We start from the raw sequence: 14,007 nt of genomic DNA on the forward strand, positions 1-14,007 counted from the left end.
GCCGCGTGACGACGCCGCCTTTCGCCGAAGTGACCGACGCTGATCTCGCCGTGATGCGGCAGCAGCTCGGCCGGCCCGCGCGCGGTGTCGTGGGCGTCGCCGCCCGCTGCGTGTGCGGCAATCCGACCGTCGCCGCGACGGCGCCGCGGCTGTCGGACGGCACGCCGTTCCCGACCTTCTACTACCTGACCCACCCCGGTGCGACCGCTGCGATGTCGACGCTCGAGGCGACGCACGTCATGCGCGAGCTCGCCGATGAGCTCGCCGAGGACGACGAGCTCGCGGCGTCCTACCGGGCGGCGCACGAGCAGTACCTGCGCGATCGCGCGCAGTTCGGCGAGGTCCCCGAGATCGAGGGGATTTCGGCGGGCGGCATGCCCACGCGCGTCAAGTGCCTGCACGCCCTCGCCGCGCATGCCCTGGCCGCGGGCCCCGGCGTCAACCCCATCGGCGACCGGGCGCTGACCCGCGGCGACTGGTCGCCCGAGCGCTGCGTGTGCGCGGAGCCGGGCTCCGCGGGATGAGATTCGCCGCATCGCTCGCGGTCGCGGTCGGACTCGTGCTGACGGCGGCCGCTCCCGCTGCCGCCGCCCCGACGCCCGAGGCGACGCCGGAGGCGGATGCCGTGGACCCCGTGCGCGACGCGGAGTACTGGCTCACGGACTACGGCGTCGAGGACGCGTGGGCCGTCACGCGCGGCGCCGGCGTGCGCATCGCGATCATCGACACCGGCATCGGGCGGGGACCGGCCGAGTTCGCCGGGGCCGTCGTCGGCGGCACGGACGTCTCGGGGGTGGGGTCCGAGGACGGGCGGACACCGGTCGGCGCCGTCGACGCCAACCACGGCAGCTGGGTGGCGTCGCTCGCGGCCGGTCGCGGCACCGGGCCCGACGAGGGGATGATCGGCGTCGCGCCCGAGGCCGAGCTGCTCAGCGTCTCGGTCGGCTTCGGCACGGCCTCGGCGGTGCCGTTCAGCGACCAGATCGCCGACGCCATCCGCTGGTCTGTCGACAACGGCGCCGACATCATCAACCTGTCGCTGACCACGAACACCCAGGACTGGGACACCAGCTGGGACGACGCGTTCCTGTACGCCTTCGACAACGACGTCGTCGTGATCGTCGCCGCCGGCAATCGCGGCAGCGGGACCGACCGCGTGGGCGCCCCCGCGACCATCCCCGGCGTGCTCACTGTCGCCGGCGTCGACCCCGACGGCGTCGCGAGCGTCGAGGCGTCGACCCAGGGCATCTCCATCGGCGTGTCCGCGCCGAGCGAGGAGCTCATCGGCGTGTCGGCCGACGGCCGGCTCGTTCGGTGGAGCGGCACCAGCGGCGCCGCGCCGATCGTCGCGGGGGTCGCCGCGCTCGTGCGCAGCGCCCACCCCGAGCTCGACGCGTCCAACGTCATCAACCGCATCATCCGCACCGCCACGCCTCCCGGCGGCGAGGGGTCCGCCGCGCTGTACGGATACGGCCTCGTCGACGCCGCCGCTGCGGTGAGCGCGCCGGTCGCCCTGGTCTCATCGAACCCCATGGGCAGCCTCGCGGACTGGATCCGCATCTACCGTCGCGCCGAGGGGACGACGCTCCCCGAGCCCACGGTCGAACCCGTCCAGGTCGCGCCGCTGCCACCCGCCGACACCGTCGACCGGCCTGTGTCGCCGCTGCTTCCGTCGCAGCAGACGCTCGTCTACGGGTCGGTGCCGCTTCTCGTGTTCACGGCCACGGCTATACTGGTCGGGCTCGGCGTCACTGCTGCTGTCCGACGCGTCCGATTGGCGTCCCGTGCGCCGAGCCCCCGAACACACGAGGAGTACTCCAAATCGTGACCAACACCGTGCCCAAGATCCTCATCGTCGGTGGTGGCTACGCGGGCTTCTACACTGCATGGAAGCTCGAGAAGCTGCTCCGCAAGGGCGAGGCGGAAGTGACGGTCGTCGACCCGCTTCCCTACATGACCTATCAGCCGTTCCTGCCCGAGGTGGCCGCGGGCTCGATCGAGGCCCGCCACTCGGTCGTCGCGCTGCGCCGGCACCTGAAGCGATCGACCGTGATCGCAGGCAAGGTGACCGGCATCGCGCACGCGGACAAGGTCGCGACGATCACTCCCGTCGGCGGCGAGGCCTACGAGCTCGAGTACGACCACATCGTCGTGACCGCCGGTGCGGTCTCGCGCACCTTCCCCATCCCCGGCATCGCCGACAACGCCATCGGGCTGAAGACGATCGAAGAGGCCGTCGCGATCCGCGATCGCCTCATGTCGAACTTCGACAAGGCGTCGACGCTGCCGGCCGGCCCCGAGCGCGACCGCCTGCTCACGGTCGTCGTCGTCGGCGGCGGGTTCGCCGGCATCGAGGTGTTCGCCGAGCTGCGCTCGGTGGCCTCGGCGCTGCTGAAGTACTACCCGCAGCTGAGCTTCGAGGACACGCACTTCCACCTCATCGAGGCGATGGGCCGCATCATGCCCGAGGTCTCGATGAAGACGGCCGAGTGGGTGCTGAAGGATCTCGCCAAGCGCGGAGCGAACGTCCACCTCGACACGCAGGTCACCGGCGCGGTCGGCGGCAACGTCGAGCTGTCCACGGGCGAGACCATCTCGACCGACCTGATCATCTGGACCGCCGGCGTCATGGCCAACCCGACGGTCGTCCGCGGCAGCGACCTGCCGGTCGAGCAGCGCGGGCGCATCCTGACGCGCCCCGACTTGCGCGTCGGCACCGAGGACGAGGTCGTTCAGGGCGCATGGGCCGCCGGCGATGTGTCGGCCGTCCCCGACCTCACGGGCGCCGGCGTGGGCGGCTACTGCGTCCCGAACGCCCAGCACGCGGTGCGCCAGGGCAAGCTCCTGGCGAAGAACATCACGGCGAGCCTGCGCGGCGAGCTTCCGCACGAGTACTTCCACAAGAACCTCGGCGCGGTGGCGGGCCTCGGCCTCTACAACGGCGCGTTCCAGTCCGGCAAGATCGGCCTGACCGGGTTCATCGCGTGGCTCGCGCACCGTGGCTACCACGGCCTCGCCATGCCCACGTGGGAGCGCAAGTGGCGCGTGCTGTGGGGCTGGTGGAACAACCTGTGGCTGGGCCGTGACATCGTCAACCTCTCCACGGTGCAGAGCCCGCGCTACGTCTTCGAGGAGTTCGCGGCGCGCCCGCGCCCGGCCCAGCCGGCCGAGAAGCCCGCGGCCAAGAAGAGCGCACCGGCTGAGAAGGTGGGCGCGAAGCGCTGACCGGCTAGCGTGGAGGCGCCGGCATCCGGCGCCCCCGTAGCCCAACCGGCAGAGGCAGGCGGCTTAAACCCGCTCCAGTCCGGGTTCGAATCCCGGCGGGGGTACGCCAGAGGGCGGTGTCCACGGACACCGCCCTCTGGCATGTCGATGGCACGGCGCGACCCGCGGATGCCTCTAGAGTGTGGGGAAAGCGCGCACCCGAAGCGAGCCCGATGACCCTCGACCTGCTGAAGACCCCGTCGACGATCCACGGCGCGGCCGACGCCGCCGCCCACTGGAGCGTCATGTCCGCCGCGATCGCCGATCTGTCCGGCCCCGTGGCGGCGGTCAGCCTGCCCGCCCTCCGGCGGAACGCCCTCGACCTCGTGGTTCGCGCCGGCGGCGTCCCCATCCGCGTCGCGAGCAAGTCGGTGCGCGTGCGCGAGCTCATCGCGGCGACGCTCGCGTTGCCGGGCTTCCACGGCATCATGGCCTACACGCTCCCCGAGGCGCTGTGGCTCGCCGAGACCTTCGACGACGTCCTGGTCGGCTATCCCACCGCCGACCGTGCGGCGCTCGCGCGGCTGGTCTCGGACGAGCGCGCGGCGGCCCGCATCACGCTCATGGTCGACGACCCGGCGCACCTCGATCTGGTCGACGCCGTCGCCCCGGCGAGCGGGCGCGTTCCCGTGCGCGTGGCGATCGACGCGGACGCGAGCTGGCGGACAGCGGCGCTCGGTCACATCGGCGTCCGCCGCTCGCCGCTGCGCGAGCCCGCCGAGGTGGCCGCCCTCGCGCGCACGATCGTCGGGCGCGGTGGATTCCGCCTCGTCGGCCTCATGATGTACGAGGCCCAGATCGCCGGGCAGCCCGACGCGGCAGGCGCCGGCTCGCTCGTGCGCTGGATGCAGCGCCGATCCGCGGACGAGCTGCGCGATCGACGCGCCGCCATCGTCTCGGCGCTCCACGAGGTGGCGCCGCTGGAGTTCGTCAACGGCGGTGGCACGGGCTCCCTCGAGTCGACGGCCGCCGACGAGGCGGTCACCGAGCTGACCGCCGGAAGCGGGCTTCTCGCCGGGCACCTGTTCGACGGCTACCGCCGGTTCGATCCGCTGCCGGCGGCGGCGTTCTCGCTCGAGGTCGTCCGCAAGCCGGCGCCCGACATCGTCACGCTCCTCGGCGGGGGGTGGTCCGCGTCGGGGCCGGCCGGCCGCTCCCGCGAGCCCGTCGCGGTATGGCCGCCGGGCCTGCGTCCCCTCGCGCGCGAGGGGTTCGGGGAGGTCCAGACCCCGCTGCAGGGCGAAGCGGCACGACGTCTGCGCATCGGCGATCGCGTGTGGCTGCGCCACGCCAAGAGCGGCGAGCTGTCCGAGCACGTCGACCGGTTCCACCTCGTCTCCGGCGGCGAGGTCGTCGGCGACACGCCGACGTACCGCGGCGAGGGGAAGGCGTTCCTGTGACCCGTCCGGGCGGAACGTGGCGGAACTGGTCGCGCGCGGTGTCGGTGCGCCCGGCCCGCATCGAGTTCCCGCGCACGGTCGACGCGGTCCGGCGCGCCGTCATCGCCGCGACCCGCAGCGGTCTCGGCGTCAAGGCCGTCGGCGCCGGTCACAGCTTCACCGCGATCGCGGCGGCCCCGGGCGTGCTGATCGACCTGCGCGACCTCACGGGGCTCGTGCGCGTGGACCACGACCGGCGGCGCGCCACGCTGCGCGGCGGCACGCACCTGCACGAGATCCCGCATCTGCTGGGGCCCCACCGGCTCGCGATGGAGAACCTCGGCGACATCGACCGCCAGACGATCTCGGGAGCCATCTCGACGGGAACCCACGGCACCGGCGACCGCTTCGGCGGGCTCGCCACCCAGGTCGTCGGGGTGACCATGGTCACCGCCGACGGCGAGCTGCTGGTCGTCGACGACGAGCACAACCCCGAGCTGCTGCCCGCGGTCGCCCTCGGCCTCGGGGCGCTCGGCATCATCGTCGAGGTCACGCTGCAGTGCGTGCCGGCGTTCGTCCTCCACGCTCTCGAGGCGCCCGAGCCCCTCGACGACGTCGTGGCGGCGCTCGCCCGGCGCGTGGAGGGCGCCGATCACTTCGAGATGTACTGGTTCCCGCACACCGACGTCGCGCTGACGAAGACCAACACGCGACTGCCCGAGAACGCGCCGCGGCATCCGCTTCCGCCCGTCGGCCGCTGGATCGACGACGTCCTGGTCGGCACCGCGCTGCACCAGGTGGCCTGCAGCGTCGCCCGCGCCGTTCCGGCGACCGTTCCGCCGATCAACCGCCTCGCGGCTCGGCTGTGGGGCGACCGCGAGTTCACCGATGCGTCGGCGCGCGTGTTCGCCACGACGCGGGCGGTGCGGTTCCGCGAGATGGAGTACGCACTGCCGGCCCAGGATGTGCCGGCGGCGTTCGCGGCGCTGCGACGCGTCATCGACGACGGCGGCTGGCGCATCTCGTTCCCGGTCGAGGTCCGCTTCGCCGCCGCGGACGACATCTGGCTCTCCACGGCGCACGGTCGTGCGACCGGATACATCGCGGTGCACCGCTACGCCCGTGAGGATCCGACCGAGTACTTCGCGGCGGTCGAGGAGATCATGGTGCGCCTCGGAGGTCGCCCGCACTGGGGGAAGATGCACACGCTGGACGCCGAGCTCCTGCGCCGCCGCTACCCCCGGTTCGACGACTTCACGGCGCTGCGCGACGAGCTGGACCCCGATCGCGTGTTCGGCAACGAGTACCTCTCCCGCGTGCTGGGTGGGTAACGGCTGAGAGATGCCCGACTCGTCTCGGGGCGCGCGGCATCGGATGGCTAGGATGAGGGAACAGCGTGAACGGAGTCCTGGGCAATGGAATGGCTGATCCCCGTCCTCATCGTGGTGGCGCTCGCCGTCATCGTCGGCATCTACCTGTGGGCGACGTACAACTCCCTGGTGCAGCTGAACGTGCGCGTCGACGAGGCCTGGAGTGACATCACCGTCCAGCTCAAGCGCCGCGCCGACCTGCTGCCGAACCTCATCGAGACCGTCAAAGGCTACGCCGCCCACGAGAAGGCCGTCTTCGAGAACGTCACACGTGCGCGCGCCGAGACCCTGACCGCCCAGAGCCCGGGTGCGGCCGGTGTGGCCGAGGGGCACATGCAGCAGGCGCTGAAGTCCCTGTTCGCGGTGGCCGAGGCATACCCGCAGCTTCAGGCGAGTCAGAACTTCCTGCAGCTGCAGCAGTCGATCGTCGACACCGAGGACAAGATCCAGGCGTCGCGTCGGTTCTACAACGGCGGAGTGCGCGAGCTGAACACGAAGATCAAGGTGTTCCCGAACAACCTGTTCGCCCGCAATCTCGGATTCCACGAGCGGGAGTTCTTCGAGGTCGTCGACGGCGCGGCGATCTCGGAGCCGCCCCGCGTGCAGTTCTGACCCGCGCCGGCTGAGCCGTGTACTCGGCGATCGCGCGGAACAAGCGCAACACCTGGTTCATCCTGATCGGCTTCGTGCTGTTCATCGGCGCGGTCGGGCTGCTGGCCGGCTGGCTCATGAGCGGCAACTGGTGGGTCACGGCGTTCGTGGTGATCTTCGCGGGGGGCTACGCGACCTTCCAGTACTTCCTCGCCGACAAGGAGGCGCTGGCGCTCGCGGGCGCCGTCGAAGTGAGCAAGACCGACGCGCCTCGCTACTACCGGCTCGTCGAGAACCTGTGCATCACGACCGGGACGCCGATGCCCAAGCTCTACGTCGTGGACGATCCGGCTCCCAACGCCTTCGCGACGGGACGCAAGCCCGAAGAGGCGGCCATCACCGTGACGACCGGGCTGTTCGAGATCATGACCGACAGAGAGCTCGAGGGCGTGCTCGGCCACGAGCTCGGGCACATCCGCAACTACGACATCCGCGTCTCCCTCATCGTGTTCGGGCTCGTCGTGGCGGTCGGGATCCTCGCCGACATGTTCATGCGGGCGGCGTTCTTCGGCCGCCGAGGCGGCGGGGGGCAGGCCCAGATCGTCTTCCTGGCGTTCGGGCTCGTCGCGGCGATCGTCGCGCCCCTGCTCGCCGGCGCGGTGCAGGCCGCGATCTCCCGGCAGCGGGAGTATCTGGCCGACGCCACGAGCGCCATGACCACGCGGGATCCGGACGGCCTGGCGTCGGCGCTCGGCAAGCTCGCGGGGCAGGGACGCCCGTTGAAACGCGCGAACACCTCGATGGCGCACCTGTGGATCGCCGACCCGCTCAAGCCCAATGCGCTCGCGCGCATGTTCGCGACGCATCCGCCGATCCCCGAGCGCATCGAGCGGCTCCACGAGATGGGCGGACGCTTCTGATCCGTCCGTGCGCACGAGAGCGACGCGAGTCGTGACGATCCGTCTCAGCCTCGAGCAGGCGCGGCGCGCGGCGGTGAGCGCGCAGGCGCTGACCGCGGACCGCCCGAGCGGAATCGTGGAGACCATCGACGCGCTGACCGTCGTGAACATCGAGCCGACCGCGGCGATCGCCCCCTCGGCAGACCACATCCTGTGGTCGCGACTGGGCTGGCCGTACGAGCCCGCCGACCTCGCCCGGCTCGAGGAGCACGACCGCGCCGTGTTCGAGTGGGGCGGGTTCTACCGGACGATGGCGGATCTCGCGCTGCTGCTGCCCGACATGCGCAGGAATCCGCGCTCCGCCCATGCGCGGGACTGGCTGACGGCGAACGACGGCTTCCGCCGCGACGTGCTCGCACGACTGCGGGCAGAAGGGCCGCTCCGCCCGGCCGAGATCCCCGACACGGCACAGGTCTCGTGGCGCTCGTCGGGATGGACGAACAACCGCAACGCCCAGCAGATGCTCGAGATCCTGGTGATGTCGGGGGTCGCGGCGATCTCGTCGCGTGACGCCAAAGGACGCCGGTTCGATGTCGCCGAGCGTGTCTATCCACTCGATGTCCCCGTGCTCGGCGACGAGGAGGCCGCGCACGAGCGCGCGGAACGCCGCCTGGGCGCCCTCGGCATCGCGCGTCCCATGGGCCCGGCGCAGCCGGTCGAGCCGATCGCGGTCGGCGACGTCGGGGAGCCTGCCGTGGTCGAGGGCGTGCCGGGGCAGTGGCGCGTGGATCCGGCGGCACTGGCCGCCGCGGAGGACTTCCGTCCGAGAACGGCGCTGGTGTCTCCGTTCGACCGGCTCGTCTTCGATCGAGGCAGGCTCGCGGATCTGTTCGGCTTCGAGTACATCCTCGAGATGTACAAGCCCGCCGCCGCGCGGCGCTGGGGGTACTTCGCGCTGCCGATCCTGCACGGCGACCGGTTCATCGGGAAGCTCGACGCCCGGGCCGATCGCAAGGCGGGCGTCCTGACGGTGCACGCGGTCCATCAGGATGTGCCGTTCACCGACGAGATGACGACCGCCGTCGAGGCCGAGATCGCCGACCTGGCGCGCTGGCGGGGCTTCGAGGTGCGCTCCGGCTGACGTGCGGTGTGCCCGCGCAGGGCGTCAGCGGACCGCGAGCACCATCTGCCCGCCCGTGAACGACACGTCGCCGCGCAGCGTCCACCGGGTCGTCCGGTACGTGAACGCGTCGGTGCCGCCCGCCCGCGAGGGCCCGGTGACGGTCGCCACCAGCACGCCGTCCGGCGCCGTGAACGACTCCGCGTCCTCGGACAGCTCCAGAGCCGGATACTCTTCGATGCGGAACGCCACGCGCTCGAGGCTCTCGAGGTCGGCGGCCCACGGGATGCGGATGCCGCAGTGCTCCGGAACCGCGTCGGTCGTCGACGCGCACGCGTCCGCGTACGCGTCGAGCTGCCGCTGCGCGATCGTCGTGGCGTCATCGAGCACGGACGCCTCGACGGCGGCCGGCGCATCCCGCCCGGGGACGACCGCGACCGTGGCGTCGCCGCCGAGGATGTCGGCGGGGGCCGCGGCGACGGGGTAGACGGCCGGCAGCAGCGGATGCGCTTCACCGGCCGTCATCGTCACCCCGCCGACGAGGACGGTGTCGCCGAGCGTCGTCGTCGCGGTCACGGTTCCCAGGGCATCCGCCGAGAGGACCCATCCGCCGGGGGAGTCCACGAGCGAGATCGTCGCGACGCGGTCGTCGCCGCCGAGCTCGAACGCGATGTCGGCCGAGGCGGTGCCCCCCGATTCGCTGACCTCCTGCACACGCGGCGACGCGATGCGGGCGTCCGCGGCGTCGAAGGCCGCGGCGAGGTCCTCCGCATCCGCGGGCGGGTCGTCGATCAGCGCGAGGGCCGCCTGCCCGTCTCCCTCCTCCAGCGCCGCGAGGTACGCCTCGGCCGCATCCGCGGGTCCCGCCGGCCGCAGGAGCGCCCACGCCGCCACGCCGGCGGCGGCGAGGACGGCCGCCGACCCGACCGAGATCCCGATGATGGTCGCGCGCTTCACCGGACCACGCTAACCCGTCGGCTCGTCGTCTTCGAGCGCGACGGGCTCGCGCGCCGAGGCCTCGTGCCGCTGCGCCTCGGGCAGGGCACGTGCGAGATCGTCGACGGCGTCGCCCCACCGCGACACCGAGACGTGCTCCAGGCCCTGCCACGCCGCCGCGACCCGCAGCTCGCCGGCGATGCGCCCGGCGGCGTCGGCGGGCCGGCCGTGCTCCCACCATGCCGATTGGACGAGCAGCGTCGAGCGCGCACGATCCGCCTTCAGGTCGATGCGCCCCACGACATCGTCGCCGACCAGGACCGGCAGCGAGTAGTAGCCGAACCGGCGCTTGGCGGCCGGCGTGTAGATCTCGATGCGGTAGTCGAAGTCGAAGAGACGCTGCGCGCGGTCGCGGAACCAGACCATCGGGTCGAAGGGCGTCAGCAGGGCCGTCGCATCCACCCGTCGCGGGACGACGGCGTCGCGGTGCAGCCACGCCCGCGCGGGGCGGCCGGCCGACGTCCAGCCGTCGACGGCCACGGGGTGCAGGACCCCCGCGTCCTCGAGCTCGGAGACGGCGGTCATGACGGCGCGGCGGTCCTTGATGCGCCAGTAGTCGGCGAGATCCGATGCCGTCGCGACGCCGTAGGCGGCGGCGGCGCGGGCGACGAGTTCGCGGATCGCGTCCGCGCGGGGCACGGGGGCTGCGAGCACGTCGCGCGGGATCACGTCCTCGGCCAGCGCATACCGTCGCTCGAAGCCGCGGCGTCCCGCGATGGCGACGTCGCCGAACATCCACAGCAGCTCGAGGGCGTGCTTGACGACATCCCAATCCCACCACGGTCCGCGGCGGGCCTCCTTCGCGTCGTGCTCGATCTCGGCCGGGCGCAGCGGCCCCCGGTCGGCCAGCTCGTCGCGCACCCAGGCGACGATCTCGCGGTGGCGTCGGTACCAGCCGTCCGGCTGCTCGGCGTACTTCGCGCGATTGTCGTCCATGCGGAACCGGAAGAGCGCCCAGTCGCGTGCCGGGATGAACGCCGCGACGTGCGCGAGGTACTCCACGTACGGCGCCCGCCGCGCGAACAGCAGACGATCCAGCGCCGCGGGGTCGTACGGCCCCAGCCTCGAGAACAGCGGCATGTAATGGCTGCGGGCGAACACGTTGACCGAGTCGATCTGCAGCGTGCCCATGCGCGCCAGCGCGCCGTTGAGCTGTCGTGTCCCGGGGGCGGCGGGCCGGGGGCGCGCGAACCCCTGCGCGGCCAGGGCGACGGCTCGCGCCTGCTGCGCGCTCAGGCTGGATCTCACGGCCCCGAGCCTAGCCAGGACGACCGACTACGCTCCCGCACCATTCCCGCGGCGGTATGCGGCGCGCCTAGACTGGCGGGATGAGCGGCTCGGAGGACAAGCCTCGCGGATCGTGGTTCGGCGCTCTCGCCGACCGCAGCCGCATCGTCTCGTCCGAGATCGGCGAGACGATTCCGCGCGGGCTTCGCGTCGGGGCCGCCTACTCATGGCGGCTGCTGCTGATCGGCGCGGCCGTCGCCGTCGCCGTCTGGCTCGTCATCCAGCTGAAGCTGCTCGTGATCCCGCTGCTGGTGGCGATCCTCATCACGGCGCTGCTGTCGCCCGCCTTCGACTGGATGCTGCGTCATCGCATCCCGCGGTGGCTCGCCATCATCGTCTCGGTCGTCGGCACGCTGGCGATCGTGACCGGACTGCTGTGGCTGGCGGTGTGGCAGATCACGCAGCAATGGCAGTCGGTGCAGACCCGCACCGGGGATGCCATCGACGGGCTGCGTCAGTACCTCATCGACGGTCCGCTGCATCTGACGGCGGATCAGATCGACGGGCTGCTCGGCCAGGCGTGGACCTTCATGCAGCAGCAGGCCGAGCTGCTGTGGACGGGCGCGCTCGCGATCGGCACGACGATCGGCCACGTCGGCACGGGCGTGCTGCTGGCGCTGTTCATCCTGATCACGCTGCTGGCCGACGGCGCCGGCATCTGGCGCTGGACGACGAGGCTCTTCCCGCGGGCGGCCCGTCCCGCCGTGGACGGCGCGGCGCGCGCCGGATGGTGGACCGTCAAGAACTACGCCCGCACGCAGCTGCTCGTCGCCACGATCGACGCCATCGGCATCGGGCTCGGTGCGTTCCTGCTCGGTGTGCCGCTGGCGATCCCGATCGGCGTGCTGGTGTTCCTCGGCGCGTTCGTGCCCTTCATCGGCGCCATCGTGACCGGTGCCCTGGCGGTCTTCCTCGCACTCGTCTACAACGGTCCGTGGATCGCTTTCTGGATGCTCGTCGTCGTGCTCGCCGTCCAGCAGATCGAGGGCCACATCCTCCAGCCGCTGCTGATGGGCTCGGCCGTCAAGGTCCACCCGCTCGCGGTGGTGCTCGTGGTCGCCGGCGGCGCGCTCATCGCCGGGATCCCGGGGGCCCTGTTCGCCGTTCCCATCGCGGCCTTCGTCAACGTCGTCGGCGTCTATCTCGGCGAGCGCGCCTGGGAGACAGGCGCCCGCCCCGAACCGGAGGACCTCATATGGGCCACCGTCCCACGCTCCAGGAGAACCGCGCGTGACCGCTGACCACTCCACCGTCCCCGCCCCGCCCGTGCCGGGACCGGCCGACTTCGACGACGCCGCCGCGGCTCTGTCCGGCCTCATTCTCCGCACGCCCCTCGAGGAGTCGCGCAGCCTCGAGGACGTGCTCGGCGTGCCGGTCCACCTCAAGCTCGAGAACCTCCAGCGGACGGGCTCCTTCAAGATCCGCGGCGCCACGTATCGTCTGTCGCGGCTGACGCCCGAGGAGCGCCAGCGCGGAGTCGTGGCGGCATCGGCGGGCAATCACGCGCAGGGCGTGGCCCTGGCGGCCAAGGCGCTGGGCATCCCTGCCACCATCTTCATGCCGCTGGGCGTGCCCGTGCCCAAGCTCCTGGCCACGCGGGGCTACGGCGCCGACGTCGTGCTCGAGGGCGCGACCGTCGAGACTCCGCTGCGGCTCGCAGCGGAGTTCGCCGAGCGCACCGGAGCGGTGTTCATCCACCCGTTCGACCACCCCGACGTCATCGCGGGACAGGGAACCCTCGGGCTCGAACTGATGGACGACCTCCCCGACCTCGAGACGCTCGTGCTCGGGATCGGCGGCGGCGGCCTGCTCGCGGGCGTCGCGGCGGCGGCGAAGGCCCGGGCGGCCCAGCGCGGCCGCACCCTGCGGGTCATCGGCGTCCAGGCCGAGAACTCCGCTCCCTACCCCGAGTCGCTGCGGGCGGGGCATCCGGTCGAGATCGAGACGTCGCCGACGATCGCCGACGGCATCGCCGTGGCACGCCCCGGAGACCTGCCGTTCCGCATGATCAGCGAGCTCGTCGACGACGTGGTCACGGTCACCGACGACGACATCGCGCGCGCACTCCTGATGCTGCTGGAGCGCGCCAAGCAGGTCGTGGAGCCCGCGGGAGCCGTGGGCGTGGCCGCGATCCTGGCGGGCAAGGTGACGGCGGCGGGCCCCACGGCCGCCGTGCTGTCGGGCGGCAACATCGATCCGCTGCTGCTGCAGCGGGTCGTCGCGCACGGTCTGGCGGCGTCCGGCCGCTACATGACGCTGCAGATCCCGCTGCCCGATCGTCCGGGACAGCTCGCGCGCGTGTCCGAGCTGCTCGCTCTGGCGGGAGCCAACGTCATCGAGGTCCTCCACACCCGTCACGGGCAGGGGCTCCAGATCAGCGACGTGATCCTGCAGCTCAGTGTCGAGACGCGAGGCGAGGAGCACCGCGCGCACGTGATCTCGGTGCTCGAGAACGCCGGCTTCGTGCCGCGCGTGATGCCGGACTGAGACCCCCCGGGCGCTGCGCGCGCCCGGGGCCGGTCTCACTGGCCGTTGTAGGTCTCGACCTTGATGATCTCGACGGCGATGGAGCGTCCGTTGGGGGCCGTGTACGAGGTCTTGTCGCCCTCCTTGAGGCCCATGATGGCCGAGCCCAGCGGGCTCGCCTCGCTGTAGACGTCGAGCTCGCTTCCGGCGGCGATCTCGCGGTTGCCCAGCAGGAAGACCTCTTCGCCGCCGGCGATCGTGGCGGTCACGACGGTGCCGGACTCGACGGTGCCGGTGCTCTCGGGCGCGTCGCCCACGCTGGCGTTCTTCAGCAGCGCCTGCAGCGTGCGGATGCGCGCCTCCTGCTTGCCCTGCTCGTCCTTCGCGGCGTGGTAACCGCCGTTCTCCTTGAGGTCGCCCTCCTCGCGAGCCGCTTCGATGCGCTTGGCGATCTCATCGCGCCCGGTCGTGGAGAGGTGCTCGAGCTCGGCCGCGAGCCGGTCGTAGGCATCCTGGGTGAGGAACGTCACCTGAGCGTCGTTGGACACGTCTGACTCCTTCGGTTGCGGATGGGCCCAGGCGCGCAGCCGGGGCCCGGATATCAAAACGCCCCGGCTCCCGCCAGGGCGTCTCGT

At 72.1% G+C, this 14,007-nt stretch carries 13 protein-coding genes and 1 tRNA gene; 11 read left to right on the plus strand and 3 right to left on the minus strand.

Annotated features, from left to right (window positions below; genetic code table 11):
- Positions 1-5 precede the first annotated feature (5 nt).
- From P0L94_02465 to P0L94_02505, 9 genes are all read left to right on the plus strand, one after another.
- On the plus strand, positions 6-524 hold the full coding sequence (locus tag P0L94_02465) for a DUF501 domain-containing protein (protein WES64946.1): 519 nt from the start codon (positions 6-8) through the stop codon (positions 522-524).
- Positions 521-1,828, plus strand: coding sequence for a S8 family serine peptidase (locus tag P0L94_02470; GenBank protein ID WES64947.1), 1,308 nt, complete (start codon positions 521-523; stop codon positions 1,826-1,828). Before P0L94_02465 ends, P0L94_02470 begins: the two co-directional genes overlap by 4 nt.
- Positions 1,825-3,225 carry an FAD-dependent oxidoreductase gene (locus P0L94_02475; protein WES64948.1) on the plus strand — a complete coding sequence of 467 codons (1,401 nt, stop codon included), beginning with the start codon at positions 1,825-1,827 and terminating at the stop codon, positions 3,223-3,225. Before P0L94_02470 ends, P0L94_02475 begins: the two co-directional genes overlap by 4 nt.
- A 30-nt stretch (positions 3,226-3,255) precedes the next feature.
- Positions 3,256-3,329: transfer RNA gene (locus P0L94_02480), tRNA-Leu, on the plus strand.
- Between the two features lie 108 nt (positions 3,330-3,437).
- On the plus strand, positions 3,438-4,664 hold the full coding sequence (locus P0L94_02485) for an alanine racemase (GenBank protein ID WES64949.1): 1,227 nt from the start codon (positions 3,438-3,440) through the stop codon (positions 4,662-4,664).
- A complete protein-coding gene (locus tag P0L94_02490; GenBank protein WES64950.1) occupies positions 4,661-5,974 on the plus strand; it encodes a D-arabinono-1,4-lactone oxidase in 1,314 nt (437 codons plus the stop codon). The genes P0L94_02485 and P0L94_02490 overlap by 4 nt, the downstream gene beginning before the upstream one ends.
- A gap of 84 nt (positions 5,975-6,058) precedes the next feature.
- Positions 6,059-6,625 (plus strand): LemA family protein, encoded by a 567-nt coding sequence (locus tag P0L94_02495; GenBank protein WES64951.1) that lies wholly within the window; start codon positions 6,059-6,061, stop codon positions 6,623-6,625.
- 17 nt (positions 6,626-6,642) lie between these two features.
- The gene (locus P0L94_02500) at positions 6,643-7,524 is read left to right on the plus strand and encodes a M48 family metalloprotease (GenBank protein WES64952.1); all 882 of its coding nucleotides are present in this window, start codon (positions 6,643-6,645) and stop codon (positions 7,522-7,524) included.
- 31 nt (positions 7,525-7,555) lie between these two features.
- Positions 7,556-8,644 carry a crosslink repair DNA glycosylase YcaQ family protein gene (locus tag P0L94_02505; GenBank protein ID WES64953.1) on the plus strand — a complete coding sequence of 363 codons (1,089 nt, stop codon included), beginning with the start codon at positions 7,556-7,558 and terminating at the stop codon, positions 8,642-8,644.
- Between the two features lie 24 nt (positions 8,645-8,668).
- Here the strand turns inward: P0L94_02505 and P0L94_02510 are convergent, their stop codons facing one another.
- Together P0L94_02510 and P0L94_02515 are read right to left on the minus strand one after the other, a co-directional pair.
- On the minus strand, positions 8,669-9,580 hold the full coding sequence (locus P0L94_02510) for a hypothetical protein (protein ID WES64954.1): 912 nt from the start codon (positions 9,578-9,580) through the stop codon (positions 8,669-8,671).
- A gap of 9 nt (positions 9,581-9,589) precedes the next feature.
- Positions 9,590-10,867, minus strand: coding sequence for a crosslink repair DNA glycosylase YcaQ family protein (locus P0L94_02515; GenBank protein WES64955.1), 1,278 nt, complete (start codon positions 10,865-10,867; stop codon positions 9,590-9,592).
- Between the two features lie 80 nt (positions 10,868-10,947).
- Between P0L94_02515 and P0L94_02520 the strand changes: the two genes are divergently transcribed.
- Together P0L94_02520 and ilvA are read left to right on the plus strand one after the other, a co-directional pair.
- The gene (locus tag P0L94_02520; GenBank protein ID WES64956.1) at positions 10,948-12,147 is read left to right on the plus strand and encodes an AI-2E family transporter; all 1,200 of its coding nucleotides are present in this window, start codon (positions 10,948-10,950) and stop codon (positions 12,145-12,147) included.
- Entirely contained in the window at positions 12,137-13,393 is a 1,257-nt protein-coding gene (ilvA, locus tag P0L94_02525; protein WES64957.1) for a threonine ammonia-lyase, read from the plus strand. Before P0L94_02520 ends, ilvA begins: the two co-directional genes overlap by 11 nt.
- Positions 13,394-13,428: 35 nt before the next feature.
- Here ilvA and greA read toward each other — a convergent pair whose 3' ends face one another.
- Positions 13,429-13,920, minus strand: coding sequence for a transcription elongation factor GreA (greA, locus tag P0L94_02530; protein ID WES64958.1), 492 nt, complete (start codon positions 13,918-13,920; stop codon positions 13,429-13,431).
- Between the last annotated feature and the right edge of the window lie 87 nt (positions 13,921-14,007).

This window comes from Microbacter sp. GSS18, assembly GCA_029319145.1.
In the GTDB taxonomy this organism is placed as follows: domain Bacteria; phylum Actinomycetota; class Actinomycetes; order Actinomycetales; family Microbacteriaceae; genus Microbacterium.